The following is an 18,739-nucleotide window of genomic DNA, read 5'->3' on the forward strand; positions in this document are numbered from 1 at the left end:
ACCGCGGGGTTCCTCGGCAGGAGCGCGGAACGCGGATCGATCAAGGGCGGTCCGCCTCGGCTTCTTGACAGCCGGTGGCGTGCGCTGCACCCTACTGACACCGAGAGAGCGCTCTCACACACCGCTTTCCCAGGCGCTGGTCCCGCATCACTTCTCTCCCCTTTCCCCGCTGCCGCGTCGGCGGCCTGTCGCCCTGTCCGCTTCACGCACCGCAAAGGAGCAGTGCATGACAACGGCTCCGCCCCAACCGCGCCGGTGGCGTCGCCGCCGGCTGTCCCCCCTCCTCGCGATCACCGGCCTGCTGGTCGGTCTGGTGTCGGCGATCGGCCCACCCGGCCAGGCGGTCGCGGCCGGCACCCTGCTGTCGCAGCACCGCCCGGTGACCGCGTCCTCGACCGAGTCGGCCGCCTTCCCGGCGGCTGCGGCGGTGGACGGCGACGCCGGCACCCGGTGGTCGAGCCAGTTCTCCGACGCCCAGTGGCTCCAGGTCGACCTCGGCGGCACCGCCAGCCTCGACGAGGTGCGGCTGACCTGGGAGGCCGCCTACGCCACCGCGTTCACCGTCCAGGTCTCGGCCGACGGCTCGGCGTGGACCACGGTGCACACCACCACCTCGGGGACCGGCGGCAGCCAGGTGCTGCCGATCAGCGGCAGCGGCCGGTACGTGCGGCTGAACCTGACCAGGCGGGCCACGCAGTACGGGTACTCGCTGTGGGAGTTCCAGGTCTACGGCACCGCCGGCGGCACACCCGGGCCGGACCGGCTGCTGTCCTACGGAAAACCCGGCACCGCGTCCAGCAGCCAGGACGACGCGAACTGCGGCGGCTGCGCCCCGGCCAAGGCGTTCGACCTCGACCCGGCCACCCGCTGGGCGACCAGTTCGACGACCGGGTGGGTCGACCCGGGCTGGATCGCGGTGGACCTGGGCGCGACCGCGACGATCTCCCGGGTCGTGTTGCAGTGGGACCCGGCCTACGCGACCGCCTACCAGATCCAGGTCTCCGACAACAACACCGACTGGCGCGGCATCTACTCGACCACCTCGGGCCGGGGGTTCAAGGAGACGCTCACCGTGTCGGGCACCGGCCGCTACGTGCGGATGTACGGCACCCAGCGGTCCAACGGCTACGGCTACTCGCTGTGGGAGTTCCAGGTCTACGGCACCGGTGGCAATCCGGTCACGCCGCCGGCGCAGCCACCCGCGCCGCACTTCCCCGGCACCCTGGTGTGGGGCGACGAGTTCACCGGCCCCAGCGGCGCCACGCCGGACCCGAGCAAGTGGACGCCGGAGATCGGGCCCGGCGTGAACAACGAACTCCAGTACTACACCAACAACCGCAACGCCACTCTGGACGGCAACGGCAACCTGGTCATCCAGGCGCGGCGGGAGGTGACCCCCGGCTCGTCCTGCCCGGTCGACCCGGTCAGCGGCAGCACCACCTGCCAGTACACCTCGGGCCGGCTGAACACGCACGGCAGGTTCGACTTCACCTACGGGCGGGTCGAGGCGCGGATCAAGGTGTCCAGCACCCCGGGGCTGTGGCCGGCGTTCTGGTTGCTGGGCAGCAACTTCTTCGACACCAGGACCCCGTGGCCCAACTGCGGTGAGATCGACATCATGGAGCACGTCGGCAAGGAGCCGACCCGCACGTACTCGACGCTGCACGCACCCGCCTACTTCGGGGGCGGCGGCTACGGCCAGCCGCTGGAGTTCGGCGTGCACGTCAACGCCGGGTTCCACGTGTTCGCGGTGGAGTGGGACGCCAGCCACCTGGCGTTCAGCGTGGACGGCAACGGCTTCTTCACCGTCAACCGGGACCAGCTGGAGACGACCCGCGGCCCGTGGGTCTACGACCACCCGTTCTTCATCATCCTGAACAACGCGGTCGGCGGTGACTGGCCGGGCCCGCCGGGAGCGGGCACGGTGCTGCCGCAGGACATGGTGGTCGACTACGTGCGGGTGTACCAGTAGGTCCACATCGGACGGTGACGGGTGCCGGGCCGCGCGACTCGGCACCCGCTCCGCTCGCCACCGAGTCAGCCGAGCACACCGCTGCCGGGGATCGCGTCCAGCAGCTGTCGGGTGTAGGGCTCGGCCGGGGTGCTCAGCACCCGCTCGACCGGTCCCTGTTCGACCACCCGGCCGTGGCGCATCACCACCACGTCGTGCGCGATGGACCGGACCACGGCGAGGTCGTGCGAGATGAACAGGTAGCTCAGCCCGAGGTCCCGTTGCAGCGTGTCCAGCAGCCGCAGGATCTGGTCCTGCACGAGAACGTCCAAAGCGGACACCGCCTCGTCGCAGACGACCAGCCGGGGCCCCAGCGCCAGCGCGCGGGCGATGGCCACCCGCTGGCGCTGGCCGCCGGACAGCTCGTTGGGGTAGCGGTGGGCCACCGAGGCGGGCAGTGCCACGTGGTCCAGCAGCTCGGCCACCCTGGCCCGGCGGCTGGCCCGGTCGCCCACGCGGAAGATCCGCAGCGGCTCGCTGATCAGCCGCTCCACCGTGAACATCGGGTCCAGCGAGGCGTAGGGGTCCTGGAACACCGGCTGCATGCTGCGCCGGGCCGCCCGCCGCCGCGCGCCGCGCAGACCGGACACGTCCTCGCCGCCCAGCCGGATGCTCCCGCTGGTCACCGGCACGAGCCCCAGCACCATGCGCGCGGTGGTGGTCTTGCCCGAGCCCGACTCGCCGACGATGGCCAGGGTGCGGCCCTCGGCCACGGTGAACGACACGTCGTCCACGGCCCGCAGCACGCCGCCGCGGCCGCGCACCCGGTACTCCTTGGCGATCCGGTCGACCTCCAGCACCGGCCGCGCCGGCTCGCCCTCCCCCGCCGTGGCCGTGGCTCGGCCGGCCGGCGCGGTCACGGTCACCGCCTCGCGCGTCCTGGCGGTGGCCAGGGACGGGGCCGCGGCCACCAGCTTGCGGGTGTACTCGTGACGCGGGTCGGTGAGCACGGTCCGCGCCGGGCCCGCCTCCACCACCCGGCCCTGGGACATCACGATCACCTGGTCGGCCCGGTCGGCCGCCAGGCCGAGGTCGTGGGTGACCAGCAGCAGCGCGGTGCCCAGTTCCCGGGTCAGCCGGTCCAGGTGGTCGAGGATCTGCTGCTGCACGGTCACGTCCAGCGCCGAGGTCGGCTCGTCGGCGATCAGCAGCTCGGGCCGGCAGGCCAGGCCGATGGCGATCAGCACGCGCTGGCGCATGCCGCCGGAGAACTCGTGCGGGTACTGCCTGGCCCGGCGGCGCGGTTCGGGCAGCCCGGCCTCGGCCAGCAGCTCCACCGTCCTGGCCGCGGCCTCCCGCCGGCTGGCGACACCGTGCGCCATCAGGGTTTCCGCGACCTGCCGGCCCACCCGCGCCACCGGGTTGAGGTTGGCCATCGGGTCCTGCGGCACCAGGCCGACCTCCCGGCCGCGCAGCCGCCGCAGCCGCTTCTCGTCGGCGTGGGTGATGTCCTCGCCCCGCAACAGGATTCGCCCGCCGGTGACCCGGCCGGTGCCGGGCAGCAGGCCCAGCACCGCGTGCGCCGTGGTGGACTTGCCCGAGCCGGACTCGCCGACCACCGCGACCCGCTCGCCCGGCATCAGCCGGAAGCTGACCCCGCGCACCGCCGCCACCGCGGCGGCACCGCTGCCGAAGGACACCTCCAGGTCGTCGATCTCCAGCAGCGGCTGCTTGTCGGAACTGGTCATCGTCGTCTCCTCAGCTGCCGGACTTCGGGTCGAGCGCGTCCCGCAGGGCATCGCCGAACAGGTTGAAACCCAGGCAGATCAACGCGATCGCCACCCCGGGGAACACGCCCGGCCACGGCGTGCGCAGCAGGTACTGCTGGGCGTCGGAGAGCATGATGCCCAGGCTCGGGTCGGGCGGCTGGATGCCGAGGCCGAGGAAGGACAGGACGGCCTCGCCGAGCACGGCGGCCGGCATGATCACCGTGGCCTGCACGATGATCGTGGACAGCGCGTTGGGCAGCACGTGCTGGCCGAGCACGCGCCACGGGCCGGCGTCCATCGCGTGCGCGGCGAGCACGAAGTCGCTGTCCTTGAACCGCAGGGTCTCCGCGCGGACCACCCGGACCATGGTGGGCACGTGCGCGATGCCCAGGGCGATCGCGGCGTTGCCGAGCCCGCCGCCGTTGATGGCGGCCAGCCCCACCGCGACGATGAGGAACGGGAACGCGAGCATGAGGTCGACCAGCCGGGACACCACCGCGTCCAGCCAGCGCCAGTACCCGGACAGCAGCCCCAGCGGCACGCCCACCACCACCGCGAGCAGCACCGACAACAGTCCGACCTGGAGGGAGACCCGCGTGCCGTGCAGCACCCGGGACAGCAGGTCGCGGCCGAGGTCGTCGGTGCCAAGGGCGAAGCCGACCGTGAGCGGCCGTTGGAACGGCGTGCTGAAGTGCACCTCGGTCGGCGGGTAGGGGGCCAGCCACGGGGCGAACACGCCGGCCGCCACCACGACGACCAGCAGTGCCCCGCCGATCAGGGCCATCCGGTTGCGGGCCAGGCGGCGCAGCACCCGGCCCCGGGAGCGGCCCAGCGCGGGCACAGGGGTTTCGGCGGCGGTGGTCATCGCGCCCTCCCGGACACTCGCATGCGCGGGTCGATCACCGTGTACAACAGGTCGACCAGCAGGTTGATCACGATGTAGGCGGTGGTGACCACCAGCACGACGGCCTGGATCACCGGGTAGTCCCGGGTGAACACCGAGTCCAGGGTCAGCTTGCCGATGCCGGGCAGGCTGAAGATCCGCTCGGTGACCACGGCGCCGGCGATCAGGCCGCCCAGTTGCAGGCCGACGATCGTGGTCACCACGATCAGGCTGTTGCGCAGCCCGTAGCGGAACACCACGGCCGCCCGGCCGAGGCCCTTGGCGCGGGCCGTGCGCACGAAGTCGGCGGTGAGCGTCTCCACCATCGAGGCCCGGGTCTGCCGCTGCACCACGGCGGTGTGCGACAGGCCCAGGATCAGCGCGGGCAGCGTCAGGTAGTACAGGCCGCGCAGCGGGTGTTCGAACGGGGAGACGTAGCCGGAGGCGGGGAACCAGCCCAGCCGCACCGACAGGTACAGCACGGCGAGGATGCCCAGCCAGAACGTGGGCACGGACAGCGTGACCAGGGACAGGCCGTTGGCGGCCCACTCCGGCCAGCGGCCCCGGAACACGGCCGCGAGCACACCGGCGGACATGCCCAGCAGGATGGCGATGACCATGGCGTACACCGCGAGTTGCAGCGTCACCGGCAGGGTGGCGCCGATCATGTCGCTGACCGGGGTGCCGGTGCGCACCGACGTGCCGAGGTCACCGGACAGCAGCTGGCCGGCGAACCTGAGGTACTGCTCGGGCAGGGACCTGTCCAGCCCGAGCTGGGCGCGGATCGCCTCGACGGTGGCCGGGTCGGCCTCCTCGCCGGCCATGGCCTGGGCCGGGTCGCCCGGCAGCGCGCGCACCCCGACGAACACCACGACCGAGGCGAGCACCAGGGTGAGGGCGGACTGCCACAGCCGGTGCAGGAGATAGCGTCCCACGGTTCAGCCCTCCTGGTCGCTGACGAACGCGGCCCTGCCGAGCCGGACCACCCCGTCGGAGAAGACCCGCACCCCGGTGACCTGTCCGGAGTGGACGGTCAGGTTGCGGACCCGGTAGGTGTAGACGATCGGGTTGTCCCGCTGCACCAGCGCCACGGCCTGCCCGTACAGCTCGGTGCGCTGGGCCACGTCGGTCACCTGGGCGGCCCTGCTCAGCAGGTCGTCCAGCTCCGGCGAGGAGTACCCGCTGTAGTTGCCGCCCGCGCCGGTGGCCAGGAAGCGCGAGGTGTTGGCGTCCGGGTCGATGCGCCCGGACCAGCCCAGCTGCACCGCCTCGAAGTCGCCGCGCTTCTGCACGTCCAGCAGGGTGGAGTACTCGACCGGGACGATGCGCAGGTCGAAGCCGCCCTCGGCCACGCTGGCCTGCAACGCCTGGGCGAAGCGGAGCTGGTCCTGGGAGTTGGACACCTGCATGGTCACGGTGAACGGCACCGGCACCCCGGCCTCGGCGAGCAGCTGCCGGGAGCGCTGCGGGTCGAACGCGGGGCAGGCGTCGCTGGCCGGCGAGGCGTACGGGCTCTGCGGCGCCACGGGCGAGCAGGCCGGCTCGTACCAGTCGTTGAAGACCGTGTTGACCAGGGCCTGCCGGTCGATGGCCGCGGAGAAGGCCGCCCTGATCCTCGGGTCGCGGGCCAGTGGGGTGTCGATCTGGTGGACGGGTTTGCCCACGCCCTCGGTGTTGCCGATGTTGATCGTGACGCCCTGGTAGCCCAGTGACCCGGCCTGCAGCACCCGCAGGTCCGGGTCGCGCACGAGCGCGTCCACGTCCTGCGGGGAGATGGTGTCGGCGACCTGGACGTCCCCGGAGCGCAGGTTGGCCGCGCGGATGTTCGCGTCCGGCATGATCCGGTAGGTGATCGCGTCCAGGTGCACCTGGGCCGCGTCGTAGTACCGCGGGTCGCGGACGACCTTGATCGCGGTCTGCGGCACCCGTTCGGCGAACTTGAACGGGCCGACGCACACCGGCGCGTCACCGAAGTTCTCCGCCTTCTCGGCCAGCGCGGTCGGCGACATGATCATGCCGGCCCGGTCCGCGAGCGCGGCGGTGATCGGCGCGAACGGCCGCTTGTAGTGGATGCTCACCTGGCTGTCGCCGACGGCCTCGATGCTCGCGATCGGCCCCATCTCGCTGGCCCGCTGCGAGCTGGTCATGCTGAGGTGCCGTTGCAGGCTGGCGCGCACGGCCTCCGCGTCGAACGGGGTGCCGTCGGCGAACACGATCCCGGTGCGCACCGGGATGGTCACGGTGCGGCCGTCCGCGGAGATCGTCGGCAGGGCGGTGGCCAGCTGCGGCACGATCTGCCCGTCCTGGTCCAGGTCGTAGAGCTTCTCGCAGATCGCGCTCATCACGTAGCGCGTGTACAGCGAGCTGGACGTGGTCGGGTCCAGCCGGTCCGGCTCGGACGACAGCCCCATCACCAGCTCGCCGCCGGAGCGCACCGGTCGGTCGCCGACCGGGGTTCCGTAGTCGTCGACGTGGGTGGCCGTGCTGGTCACGTGCTGGACCGGGACGCAGGCGGTGAGCGCGGCCGTCGCCGCCACCACCGCGCCGGCGAGCGCCGGCAGCCGTCGGGCACGGCCTGGTAATCGGAATAGCCGGAACAACATGAACCACTCCCGCCGCATTTGTCTGAGCGATCTGAATGCTAGTAACCGGTGGTCCCGAATTGATGTCACCAGGGTTTCGGACTGTTAATCCCGAGACTCCCCGAAATGACCACGAAAATACACCGGGTACTACCAAAAGGGTGGCGAACCACCGCCCGGTTCTTTTCTTCGGACGGTGGTTCGCCACACCGGCGGCGGGTGGTGTCGTTACACCGCGCTACCGGCCCACGGCATAGCCCTGCATGCCCCGGGGGTTCGCCCCAGCTGCGAGAACTCCTGTCTCCGGATCGCGGGAGACCGCGCAGAGCCGGCCCTCGGACCACGGCTCGCCCACGGTCACGTCGTGCCCGCGCCGCCGGAGTTCAGCGATGACATCGTCGCCGATCCGCGATTCCACGGTGACCCCGCCCGGCCGCATCGCGCGGGGGTAGAACGAACTCGGGAAGCTTTCGCTGTGCCAGTTCGGCGCGTCGATCGAACCCTGTAAGTCGAATCCGCCGCGCACCTGCTCGCGCAGCACGACGGCGAGGAAGAAGTGCACGCTCCACTGGTCCTGCTGGTCGCCGCCGGGCGTGCCGAAGGCCAGCACCGGCTCGCCGTCGCGCAGCGCCAGCGAGGGCGAGAGCGTGGTGCGGGGCCGCCGCCCCGGGGTCAGCGAGTTGGGCAGGCCGTGGTCGAGCCAGCACATCTGCAACCGGGTGCCCAGCGGGAAGCCGAGTTCGGGCACCACCGGGTTGGACTGCAGCCAGCCGCCGCTGGGCGTGGCCGCGATCATGTTGCCCCAGCGGTCGACCACGTCGAGGTGGCAGGTGTCGCCCCGGGTCGAGCCGTCCTTGGCCACGGTCGGCTCCCCCAGGCCCGCGGTGGGCGTCGGCGGCGCCGGCACGTTGCCGTCGATGATCTGGCGCACCTGCCGGCTCAGCCGCGGTTCCAGCCCGTCCGGGCTGCCCGGCCGCAGCTCGTGGGAGGCCTGTTCACCGATCAGGGCGCGCCGGGCCGCGTTGTAGTCGGCCGACAGCAGCGCGTCCAGCCGCACCTGGGTGCTGTCGCCGTACCAGGCCTCCCGGTCGGCCATGGCCAGCTTGGTGCCCTCGATCAGGGTGTGCACGTACTCGGGCGTGCCGTAGTCCAGGCTGTCCGGCAGCAGCGCCAGCTGCTGGAGGAAGGTCGGGCCCTGGCTCCACAGGCCGGCCTTGCACACCGTCCAGCCGTTCCAGGTGTAGCTGGCCGGCTCCTCGTAGCCGGCCTGGAACGCGGCCAGGTCGTCACCGGTGAGGGTGCCGGTGTGCCGCTCCCCCGAGCTGTCCATGGTGGGGGTGGCCGCCGCCGCGACCAGGGCCTCGGCGATGAAGCCCTCCCGCCACACCCGGCGCGCGGCCTCGATCTGCGCCTCCCGGTCGGCACCGGCGGCCTCGGCCTCGGCGATGACCCGCCGCCAGGTGGCGGCCAACGCCGGGTTGCGCAGCAGGGCGCCGGGGGCCGGGGCTTTCCCGTCGCGCAGGTAGATCTCGGCGGAGCTGGTCCACTCGGTCTCGAACAGCTCGCGCACCGTCTCCACGGTGGCGCCGATCCGCTCGACCGCGGGAGCACCGTTCTCGGCGTAGCCGATGGCGTACTTGAGCACGTCGGCCAGCCGCTTGGTGCCGTGGTCGCGCAGCAGCAGCATCCAGGTGTCGAACGCCGAGGGCACGGCCGAGGCCAGTGGACCGGTGCCGGGCACCAGGTCCAGGCCCAGCCCGGTGTAGTGCTCGATCGTGGCGCCGGCCGGGGCCGGGCCCTGTCCGGACAGCACCTGCGGCCGGCCACCCCGGGGCGCGATGATGATCGGCACCTCGCCGGCCGGACCGTTGAGGTGCGGCTCGGCCACGTGCAGCACGAAGCCGGCGGCGACAGCGGCGTCGTAGGCGTTGCCGCCGTCCTCCAGCACCGCCATCGCCGTGGACGAGGCGAGCCAGTGGGTGGACGACACCATGCCGAACGTGCCCTGAAGAGTCGGTCGAGTGGTGAACAACCTGGTCCTTTCCCCGGCGTGGTTGGGAAGTAAACACCGCCACCCTGCCGCACGTCCAAAACATCTGTGACACCATCCCGATAGCCAGTCGCTATCGATCAGCCCGCGAGGACACCGTGGAACGCCGCCAGCTCGAATACTTCGTGGCGATCGTGGAGCACGGCGGGTTCACCCACGCCGCGCGCGCACTGCACGTCGCCCAGCCCTCGCTGTCCCGGGCGATCGGCAAGCTCGAACACGAACTCGGCATCACCCTGTTCCACCGGGTCGGCCGCAACGCGGTGCTCAGCGCCGCCGGCGAGGCACTGGCCGACCGGGCCCGGCTGGTGCTGCGCGACCTGGACGCGTTCCGCGCCGCGGCCAGGGCGATCGGCGCGGGCACCGCCGGCCGGGTGGACGTGGCGGCCACCTCGTCCTCGGCGCTGGAGCCGGTCACCAGCGCCGTCGCCGAACTGCGCCGGCACCACCCCGGCGTCACCGTCAGCACCTCGTCGGCGTTGTCCGCCACCGAGGTGGTGGCCATGGTGTTGCAGGGCCGGTGCGAGGTCGGGGTGTGCGGCAGCGCCGAGCGCCCCACCGGCCAGGGCCTGGTGGCGCACTACCTGCGCGACGAGGAACTGCTGCTGGTCACGCCCCCCGGCACGGCCGTCGGCACGGGAACCTCGGTGACTCCTGCGGACCTGCGCGGCATGCGGTTCGTGGTGACCAAGCCGGCGACGGCGGTGCGCACGCTGTTCGACCGGTTCGCCGCCACCGTGGACGACATGGTGCTGGCGGCCGAGGTGGGTGACCGCAGCGCGGTGCTGCCCATGGTGCTCAAGGGCATCGGCGCCGGGCTGATGCCGGACGGCTGGGCCGACCTGGCCCGCCGGGCCGGTGCCCAGGTGTACCACTTCAACCCGCCGGAACGGCTCGCCCAGTGGCTGGTGCACCGCCGGGGCGGGCTGACCGCGGCGGCCAGCGCGTTCGTGGAGACCACCCTGGCGCTGTGCGACCAGCGGGCGGACTGAGTCCACCGCGGGCGGCGCCGCCGGGGCGCACCGCAAACGTTCGGGTGGCCGCCACCTGATTTTTCACCTGTTCCGGCGCCAACGCCGGCGCTAGCGTCCGGCTGCTTCCCGAATTCCCGGCATTGTCGCTCATCCAGGAGGAACGCTGTGACCAGCGTCGACGCCCGCGCGAACGAATTGGGATTCGGCCCGTTGGTGGCCAGGTTGCCACATCCGAACGGCGGTGTTCACGCGTTCGTCTACTGGATTTGGTGCGTTGTTGTCGCGCTGATGCCGCTCAGCATGGTCCTGGTCGTGTTGACCGGCGGGGCGAACGTGGCGGGAGCGGCGCAGGGAATCACCCTCGCCCTGGTCGGGGTGGCCACGGCGGCGCTGGCCTGGCTGCTCGGCGCACTGGCCGTGGGCCAGGTGCGCCGACGCGCCTTCTACCTGTACCCCCAGGGCTACCTCAGCACGGACGCGCTGGGCCGGGTGGCCCGTGCCGTGCCGTGGAACACCGTGTCCCGCATCGAGATCCCGCCGGTCAGCGTGGGTGTGCAGCTCGGCATGTGGGGCTCGAAGCAGCGCACCATCTGCGAGATCCGCCACCACCGGGGCCGGCTCGTCCGGTTCACCGAGGTGACCGGCGAGGAGGTGCTGGCACCGCTGGCGATCGAGTTGCACGCCCAGGCCACCCAGCCATCACGCTGAGCACCGGGCACCACGGCCACACCCCCGGCGCACGCCGCTGACCCGCGTCGACCCCGCCCGGAATAGGCCGATCGGCGCAGCGTTGAATGGGTAGGTGAATCTGCAACTATCTGGCCGGCTGGAGTGAGGGCGATGCAGTTCGGGATCTTCACGGTGGGCGACGTCACCCCCGACCCCACCAACGGCAGCACGCCCAGCGAGCACGAGCGGATCAAGGCGATGGTGGCCATCGCGCTCAAGGCCGAGGAGGTCGGGCTGGACGTGTTCGCCACCGGTGAGCACCACAACCCGCCGTTCGTGCCGTCCTCCCCCACCACCCTGCTGGGCTACGTGGCGGCCCGCACCAGCCGGCTGGTCCTGTCCACGGCGACCACCCTGATCACCACCAACGACCCGGTGAAGATCGCCGAGGACTACGCCATGTTGCAGCACCTGGCCGACGGCCGGGTGGACCTGATGCTGGGCCGGGGCAACACCGCGCCGGTCTACCCCTGGTTCGGCCAGGACATCCGCCAGGGCATCCCGCTGGCCATCGAGAACTACGCGCTGCTGCACCGGCTGTGGCGCGAGGACGTGGTGGACTGGCAGGGCCGCTTCCGCACCCCGTTGCAGGGTTTCACGGCCACGCCCCGGCCGCTCAACGGTGTGCCGCCGTTCGTGTGGCACGGCTCGATCCGCAGCCCGGAGATCGCCGAACAGGCCGCGTTCTACGGCGACGGCTTCTTCGCCAACAACATCTTCTGGCCCAAGGAGCACTTCATGCGCTTGATCGGCTTCTACCGCGAGCGCTTCGCCCACCACGGCCACGGCACGCCCGAACAGGCCATCGTCGGCCTGGGCGGACAGGTGTTCATGCGCAGGAACTCCCAGGACGCCGTCCGCGAGTTCCGGCCCTACTTCGACAACGCCCCGGTCTACGGGCACGGCCCGTCGCTGGAGGAGTTCACCGCGGAAACCCCGCTGGCCGTGGGCAGCCCGCAGCAGATCATCGACAAGTACGCGCGGATGCGCGAGTACTTCGGCGACTACCAGCGCCAACTGTTCCTGATGGACCACGCCGGCCTGCCGCTGAAGACCGTGCTGGAACAGCTGGACATCCTCGGCGAGGAGGTCGTTCCCGCGCTGCGTGCGGAGTTCGAGGCCAAGCGCCCGGCCGGCGTGCCCTCCGACCCACCAGCGGGTGGCACGGCCAGCGCGTGAGCCGATCAGCCCTTGAAGACAAGGATCTCCACTCGAAAGACGGACGCCTTGCGGGCCCGGTAACCACCACGTTCACCCTGTTGAATTAGTCAGCTACTCCAGCCGCATTTCGCCCGCACGGTCAGCGCCCCGTGCGGGCGTTGTCGTGCCTTGCCCCCGGGACCGGGTCTACACCATCCAGGGGGCCCTTTGCGATCCCCCGCAAGCCGGTGACGTTCCGGTGCTAGCCTCCGCACACTCAGTGACATCATCCGTGCAGAAGGGGGGCGCGTGATGGCGAACGAGTCCGCACCAAAGGCGCCGATCGACCAGGAAGTCCAGCAGTACGCCGAGCAGGTGAAGGAAGACCTGAGCCCGACCACGGGTGGTTTTCTCGGCGGGATCCTCGACGGCATCGGCGACATCTCCAACAAGATCACCGCAGTGGCCGCCGCCGCCCGCGCCGGCCAGTTCGCCGTCAGTCCGGACAAAGCCGAGGCGATGACCAAGGAACTCAACAACACCTTGGACACCATCGACCAGATGCGGTCACAGGTCGAGGTCATCTCTCGGGAAACCCCACTGGGTCGTGGTTACGCCGAACAGATCGGCAGTACGAACGCCTCCGTGGGGCAGACCGCAGCCGACGTGCTGGTGGAATTCGCACAGCGGGTGGCAACTCTGCGCGACTCAGTGCGGCAGTCAGTGGCCAACTACCGACGGGTCGACGACGAGAACGCTGGAGGACTTGAAGCCTGATGGGATTTGACGAAATAACTGTCATGAAACGTCGCACCAACGGCCGCCCCATCGTTGCCGCGATCGGAATGGCCGCACTCCTGCTTGTGTCGTCCTGCGGTGGAACGGGTAGCGGAAGTGGGCGCACAAACACGACGACGAACGAGGCAACCAGTTCTGGAGCAACCACATCACCCAACACGTCAGAATCAGCAGGCACCGGGTCTCCCTTGGCTGATCTAGATCCATGCCAGCTGATGACGGCTTCCGAAGCGACAGAACTTGGGATCAGCGACCCTGGGAAGCCTGGCTCGACAGCTGGTTCCCCTGAATGCAACTGGCGAGTCTCTGGTCAGTTTGGCGTTGTGATCTCACTGAGTCCGGACAAGGGAGTTGACAGCTTCAACTACCACGGGAAAACTCCATCCTCGATCAACGTGGGAAAGCACCCTGCCACCAAGGTGGAAGACAGCCTGCAGGGCACCAGGGTGAACACGGGCCTGTGCAACGTGTTCATCGCGGTGTCGGATTCCTCGGCTGTCCAGGTGATTGTTACCAACTCGGGAGCGACAGACACCGCACTTGCCTGTGAGCGTGCGGAGACAGTCGCTGAATTCGCCGACGCAAAGCTTCCGTAAGATCATCAGTAGGGGGGACAGCGACATGGGGATGCGTGAGCGGCCACAGGTGCCGATTTCGGACGCCAATTATTCGGGGTTCGAGCACCAGGTCATGAAGGAACAGGTCACCGCCAACAACGACCCGGGCGTGGCGGGTGCTATCGCTGACGCCTGGAAGCAGCTTGGCCAGAAGTGGGCTGATGTCGCGATCAACTTCAAGGTGATCGTGGAGGGGTCGCGGGAAGCGTGGTCGGGGGAGGCCGCGGAGGCCGCGCGGGCTCAGTTCACCGAGTTCGGCGAGGCGGCGCGGCAGCTCGCCGAGCAGCACACCAACACCGGCAACGTGGTCGCGCAGCAGGCGAGTGCGGCGGAAACCGCGAGGAACAGCATGCCCGACCCTGTTCCCTACGATCCGGCGCAGATGTTCCGGGAGGCGGCGGGCAGCGGGAATCCGCTGAACATGGCCGCGTTGCTGTGGGAGATCCCGGCGCAGAAGGCCAGGTCCGAGGAAGCGCACAGCGAAGCCGTGCGGGTGATGACCGAGCGGGACTCCACGTTCCAGGCCGCCGCATCGGGCCTGCCCGGCTTCACCGACGCCCCCACGCAGACCAGCACCGGCGACGCCACGACCACGTCGTCGGTCACCGGGATCGGCCAGGTGAGTGGGGAGGCGAGGACCTACAGTTCGGCATCGGTGCCGACCGGCGCTTCCGTGACCGGCGCGGGTTACCCCCCGGGCGGGGTCACCACCCCGGGCGGGATCACCGTGCCGAGCAGTGTGGGTGGCGGTTACCCCGGCGGCACGGGCAACGTCGGCGGCCCGGGCGGTCCAGGCAACCCCGGCAGTCCGGGCGGCACGGGCGTCGTCCCCGGCGGGACGGCAACGCGTCCGTCCGACTTCGGCGGAAACCAGAACAACGTCGTGCCACCAGGCGGCCACCGGCCACCGGGCAACTGGCAGCGGCCTCCTGCAACGGGTGGAAACCCGGGTGGTTACCCGTCTCCACCCGGATTCGTCCCCGGGCCTGGGCCGATCGGTGCTGGCAGGCCGGGGCTGTCGGGTGCTGGTGCGCCGGGTCTTCGACCTGGTGGCCCGGGTGGCCCGGGTGGGGCCGGTGGTGGACGCGGGTTCGGGCCGGCTGGCTCGGGGATTCCCGGTACGGCCCGGGGTGGGACCGGGTTCGGCCCGGCAGGTTCGGGCGTCGGCGGATCGGGCGTTGGCGGATCGGGCGTTGGCGGACCGGGCGTCGGCGGACCGGGTGTCGGCGGTCGAGCCGGGGCGTTCCCGGGTGCCGGCGGGGCTGCTGAGGCGGCTGGCCTGCGCGGTGGCTCGACCGGTGCGGCGGCCGGCCGTGGCGGGGTTGGCGCTGCCGGAGCTGGCGGCACGGGCGCTGCTGCTGGTCGCGGCGGGCAGGGCGATGAGGACAAGGAGCACAGCTCCCAGTACCTGGTGCCCACCGACGAGTACTTCGACGACGAGCGCAGGGTCGCCCCGCCGGTGATCGGCGCCTGACCCCCACGGCCGGAAACCCATGTCTGTTATCGCTGAGTTGTCCCTGCCTGCCTTTGACGTGCTCTGGGACGACATGGAACTCGGTGCCGTCCCCGGTTTCCTCCAGGTGCGACACCACGGGGAGACGATCGCCGAGCGCGCCCGGATCAAGGCGGCCGTGTACGTGGACCTGGAACGGCGCGGGCTGGTGCGCCGCGGCCGAACCGAGCCCGACCTGGGGGACGCGCTGCGGTTGCTGGCCCAGCACGACATCCGGCTCGATGCCGTGGCCCTGCTGGACATGGCCGCCACCGACCCGATCAACGCCGTTGTGGTGGCCAGGGGCAGTTACGCGGTTCGCGCGGTGCAACGCGAACGGTCCATCACCCTGGACCACCTGCGGGACACCGGACTGGCCACGGCCATCACCGAGGTGGTGCCCGACAACCGGCCGGGAACGGGTCGGTCGGTGACCATGCCCGTCAACGACCTGAAGGCAGGCCAGCGGGCACCGGTCCAACCGAGCGGCGGATTCACCGAGGCGGTCCGCGCCAGCGGCGGCTCGCGCGGGCAGGACGAGGCGCGGGCACTGGCCGAGATCATGGCCCGTCCCGTGCTGCGCACCGGCCAGTTCGGGGTGACCCTGAAGAACCCGCACGGGCGCGTGCACCAGCTGCCCGGGGTCAGCTGGTTCGACACCGAGGCAGGCCGCTACCTCAACGTCATCTCGCCTGGCCCGAACGGACAGGACTGGGTGACGGTGGCACCAGCCGACAACGCACGCATCGCGCAACGACTCGGTCAACTGCTCGCCACCGCGTGACACCTCACGTGAGACGGTCAGCCTTGGCCGAGGCCAGGAACGCACACCAACGGGCCGGTGTGAACCCCAGCACCGGCCCGTCAGCGTTCTTGGAGTCCCGAACGGCCACCGCAGCCGCCCCGAACGCCACCTCGACGCAGTCGATAAGTTTGTCGGGGTTGCTGTAGCTACTCTTCCGCCAGGAAGTGGTCTGGTAGGTCATCCGGCGTCCTCTCGGGTGACGTTGGTCCGTTGGCCAACCCGGCCAGGAACACCCGCGATTCTGCCTCGTCCAGGGCAAGCTTTTCGAGCCGCTTCCAGTGGCGCCGGAAGATCTCGATGTCCTTCTTCTGTTCCAGGAACACGCTGGTAAGGGCGGCCTCCAGGAACACAACTGCGCGCTTCTCAGGCAGGTCCATCAGCACAAACGAGTTGACCGGAGCCTTCAGCCCGAGAGCTGCCGGCACCACCCGGACGGTGATGTGCGGCCGAGTCGCCTTGAAGATCAAGTGCAACAACTGATCCCGCATGATCGCCGGGTCTTCGAAGGAGCAACGCAATGCGTGTTCGTGGATGAAGAACACCCCGGGCGTGGGAAACTCACCGCGCAGCACGTGTTGCCGCTTCCGCTTGGCCTCCACGAGCTGTTCGATCTTCTCCTCCGCCACGTCCCAGGCACGTGCGGCTTCGCGCATGTATCCAGGCGTCTGAAGCAGACCGGGAATGAGCAGCGGTTGATAACTGACGATGCGGAGCGCGTCCCACTCGTACCGGAGGTAGGTCCTGGTACGCAGCTCCTCCTCATCCGACGCCCGTTGCAGCAGATCCGGCTCGTTCGCGTGGGCGGCGAGGTAGAGCAACCGGTCCCGGTCCGCGCCGGTCACCCGGCAGACCGCGAGGTAGGCGACCACGTCCTGAAGGCGGTACCGGGTCTTGCCCGACTCCATCCGGGACACCTTGCTCGGGTCCCAGCCGAGGATGTGCGCCAGATAGCTGCCGGTCAGCTTCCGCGCCTCTCGCCTCATGCGCAGTTCCTCACCCAGTGCTCGACCTTGGATCGTGGACAGCGCGTCACCCATGTGGCATCCCCTCTCCCGGGCTGCGAGATCAACACGGCGAACCGTAGGCCGCGAACCGCCCGAATTGGCTGGGGGACAACAATTTTCGCTCGAAAGGTGGACGGCTTGCGGTACCGCCAAACACCACATCTACCCTCGGCGAACCCTGCTGTCGCGCGGGGTCCGGTGGGTGCGGCCTGGAGGGCCTGTTCCGCAAACTGGCCGGCTGACCAACGGTCCGGCTCCGTCGCCCGTCTGTCCACTGTGGAGACTACGGCGTCAGGCGTGGCCCGGTCTCGCCGAGGACGGTCGTGTCGCGGTCGGCGAGTTGTCGAGGGCGGCGACCTCGATCATCATCGCCAGGCGTTTGTTGCCGTCGTGCAGGTCCAGTGCGGTCAGCTCGGTCATCTTCCGCAGCCGGTAGCGGATGGTGTTCTCGTGGACACCGAGTTGTCGGCCGGCTTCGACGGGATCTCCCTGGGCCTGCAACCACGCTCGCAGGGTCGCGACGTACTGGGTGCCGTGCTCCGTGTCGTGCCGCCGCAGCTCGGTCACGGGTCCCCGGGCTGGTGCGCGTCCTGACCGCGCGGCGGTGCGGAGGCGTTGGAACAGGATGTCGTCCCACGACTCCTCGTAGGCCGGTGGCACGCTGCTCGCCTGCCGGGTCTCGTGCAGGGCGAGGCACTCGTCGGCTTCCTGCCGTGCCGCCGGCAGGTCGTCCAACACCGCCGGCGCGCTGATGCCGGCCATGAGTGTCACGTGCGTCGGCAGGGCGGCGTGGAGTGATGCGATCCAGGCCCGCGCCGCCGACACGTCGTCCCCGGGCAGCACCGTGTAGAGGGTGTTGCCGGCCACCGCGCTGCGTCCAGGACGTGACCACCCGAAACCGGTGGTCGCGCGGTCGAAGGACAGCAGCAGCGCCGCGTGCCGCTCCTGCTCGGCGGTGTGGGCGCGGGAGGCGATGACGTGCATCGGCCCCTGGGGCAGGCCGAGCCTGCTCGCCACGGTGGCCGCGTCCGCTGTGCCCTCCAGCAGCTGCATGACCAGGTCGGTCTCGACCTGGCGTTCCAGGTCCGCGCTGGCCCGGGACCGGAGCAGGTGCAGCGCGACGGTGCGGGCGCCGTCGGCCAGGGCGCGGCGCCGAGCGCCGTCCAGGGGTTGGGGGCAGGCCACCCACACCGAGCCGAGCAGCTCCCGGCCCGCGCGCACGGCCACCACCATGCGTCCGGTCAGGCCGTGGTCGGCGTCCGCGGGCACGAACAGCGGTTCGTCCGAGGAATCGAGGTGGGTGCTCACCCCGCGCGCCGCGAACAGCGCCCGCAACGGTTCCGGGGCCTGACGTCCCAGGATGGTCTCGGCCCGCGCCCGGTCCGCGTGCTGCTGGAGGCTGGAGTAGGCCAGCACCCGGGACAGCCGGTCCTCGATGGTCACCGCGCCCCCGACCGCGTCGGCGAGGCTGTCGGCCAACGCGAACAGGTCCGTGGGGCCCCGGCCGGACTCGGTTTCCCGGCCTTCGAGCACCAGCCCGTACACGACCGCCGCCACCTCGCTCCACGCCACGGCCGGTTCCACGAGGACCACCGCGACCGGCTGGTCGTCGCCGGCCGGCTCCGGCTCCGGGCTGGCGGCCGCCGCCGGTGCGGTGTCGTCGCGCACGAGCACCACGGCCGCGCGCGCGTCACTCGCCCACGCCACCGCTTCCGCGACCGAGCCGGCGCCGATGGCGAGCAGCACGTCACCGACCACGGTGCGCCCGGCGGTCTGCTCGTGCAGCACCACGCTGCGCAGTTCGGTCGAGCGCGGCACCGGGCACCGCAGCAGCCGCAGCCCGTACCCGCCGAGCACGTTGACCAGCCGGTCCAACCTGACCATGCCCACTCCCCCGGTGAGGAATCCGATCCGCCAGCCCCAACGATCCACGTTGTCGAGATCC

The 18,739-nt window shown here is 70.7% G+C and carries 16 protein-coding genes; 8 read left to right on the top strand and 8 right to left on the bottom strand.

Features of this window, described 5'->3' with window-relative positions; genetic code table 11:
• The first annotated feature begins 226 nt into the window (after positions 1–226).
• A complete protein-coding gene (locus LX83_RS01505) occupies positions 227–1,972 on the top strand; it encodes a discoidin domain-containing protein (RefSeq protein ID WP_253766115.1) in 1,746 nt (581 codons plus the stop codon).
• Positions 1,973–2,037: 65 nt separating this feature from the next.
• On the opposite strand, the gene LX83_RS01510 is transcribed toward LX83_RS01505, so the two are convergent.
• The 5 genes from LX83_RS01510 to LX83_RS01530 all read right to left on the bottom strand — a co-directional run bounded on the left by LX83_RS01510 (position 2,038) and on the right by LX83_RS01530 (position 9,217).
• Positions 2,038–3,699, bottom strand: a complete 1,662-nt coding sequence (locus LX83_RS01510; RefSeq protein WP_253766117.1) for a dipeptide ABC transporter ATP-binding protein — start codon at positions 3,697–3,699, stop codon at positions 2,038–2,040.
• 10 nt (positions 3,700–3,709) lie between these two features.
• The gene (locus LX83_RS01515; RefSeq protein WP_253766119.1) at positions 3,710–4,585 is read right to left on the bottom strand and encodes an ABC transporter permease; all 876 of its coding nucleotides are present in this window, start codon (positions 4,583–4,585) and stop codon (positions 3,710–3,712) included.
• Positions 4,582–5,538, bottom strand: a complete 957-nt coding sequence (locus tag LX83_RS01520; RefSeq protein ID WP_253766121.1) for an ABC transporter permease — start codon at positions 5,536–5,538, stop codon at positions 4,582–4,584. The genes LX83_RS01515 and LX83_RS01520 overlap by 4 nt, the downstream gene beginning before the upstream one ends.
• 3 nt (positions 5,539–5,541) lie before the next feature.
• On the bottom strand, positions 5,542–7,206 hold the full coding sequence (locus LX83_RS01525; RefSeq protein ID WP_253766123.1) for an ABC transporter substrate-binding protein: 1,665 nt from the start codon (positions 7,204–7,206) through the stop codon (positions 5,542–5,544).
• A gap of 217 nt (positions 7,207–7,423) precedes the next feature.
• Positions 7,424–9,217, bottom strand: a complete 1,794-nt coding sequence (locus LX83_RS01530) for a gamma-glutamyltransferase family protein (RefSeq protein WP_253766126.1) — start codon at positions 9,215–9,217, stop codon at positions 7,424–7,426.
• Between the two features lie 116 nt (positions 9,218–9,333).
• Here LX83_RS01530 and LX83_RS01535 point away from each other — a divergent pair, with 116 nt between their 5' ends.
• The 7 genes from LX83_RS01535 (at position 9,334) to LX83_RS01565 (ending at position 15,769) form a co-directional block, all read left to right on the top strand.
• The gene (locus LX83_RS01535) at positions 9,334–10,227 is read left to right on the top strand and encodes a LysR family transcriptional regulator (protein ID WP_253766128.1); all 894 of its coding nucleotides are present in this window, start codon (positions 9,334–9,336) and stop codon (positions 10,225–10,227) included.
• Between the two features lie 270 nt (positions 10,228–10,497).
• Positions 10,498–10,917 carry a hypothetical protein gene (locus tag LX83_RS01540; protein WP_253766130.1) on the top strand — a complete coding sequence of 140 codons (420 nt, stop codon included), beginning with the start codon at positions 10,498–10,500 and terminating at the stop codon, positions 10,915–10,917.
• A gap of 132 nt (positions 10,918–11,049) precedes the next feature.
• A complete protein-coding gene (locus tag LX83_RS01545) occupies positions 11,050–12,117 on the top strand; it encodes an LLM class flavin-dependent oxidoreductase (protein ID WP_253766132.1) in 1,068 nt (355 codons plus the stop codon).
• Positions 12,118–12,390: 273 nt separating this feature from the next.
• Entirely contained in the window at positions 12,391–12,855 is a 465-nt protein-coding gene (locus LX83_RS01550) for a hypothetical protein (protein ID WP_253766134.1), read from the top strand.
• Positions 12,856–12,923: 68 nt separating this feature from the next.
• The gene (locus tag LX83_RS01555; RefSeq protein WP_253766953.1) at positions 12,924–13,472 is read left to right on the top strand and encodes a DUF3558 domain-containing protein; all 549 of its coding nucleotides are present in this window, start codon (positions 12,924–12,926) and stop codon (positions 13,470–13,472) included.
• Positions 13,473–13,497: 25 nt separating this feature from the next.
• Positions 13,498–14,967 (top strand): WXG100 family type VII secretion target, encoded by a 1,470-nt coding sequence (locus LX83_RS01560; RefSeq protein WP_253766137.1) that lies wholly within the window; start codon positions 13,498–13,500, stop codon positions 14,965–14,967.
• A 19-nt stretch (positions 14,968–14,986) separates the two neighbouring features.
• A complete protein-coding gene (locus LX83_RS01565; protein ID WP_253766138.1) occupies positions 14,987–15,769 on the top strand; it encodes an ESX secretion-associated protein EspG in 783 nt (260 codons plus the stop codon).
• Between the two features lie 4 nt (positions 15,770–15,773).
• On the opposite strand, the gene LX83_RS01570 is transcribed toward LX83_RS01565, so the two are convergent.
• From LX83_RS01570 to LX83_RS01580, 3 genes are all read right to left on the bottom strand, one after another.
• On the bottom strand, positions 15,774–15,971 hold the full coding sequence (locus tag LX83_RS01570) for a DUF397 domain-containing protein (protein WP_253766140.1): 198 nt from the start codon (positions 15,969–15,971) through the stop codon (positions 15,774–15,776).
• A complete protein-coding gene (locus LX83_RS01575; RefSeq protein WP_253766142.1) occupies positions 15,937–16,827 on the bottom strand; it encodes a helix-turn-helix domain-containing protein in 891 nt (296 codons plus the stop codon). The genes LX83_RS01570 and LX83_RS01575 overlap by 35 nt, the downstream gene beginning before the upstream one ends.
• 258 nt (positions 16,828–17,085) lie before the next feature.
• A complete protein-coding gene (locus LX83_RS01580; RefSeq protein ID WP_253766144.1) occupies positions 17,086–18,678 on the bottom strand; it encodes a PucR family transcriptional regulator in 1,593 nt (530 codons plus the stop codon).
• Positions 18,679–18,739 lie beyond the last annotated feature (61 nt).

Origin of the sequence: Goodfellowiella coeruleoviolacea, from assembly GCF_024171785.1 — a bacterium.
Lineage (GTDB): Bacteria > Actinomycetota > Actinomycetes > Mycobacteriales > Pseudonocardiaceae > Goodfellowiella > Goodfellowiella coeruleoviolacea.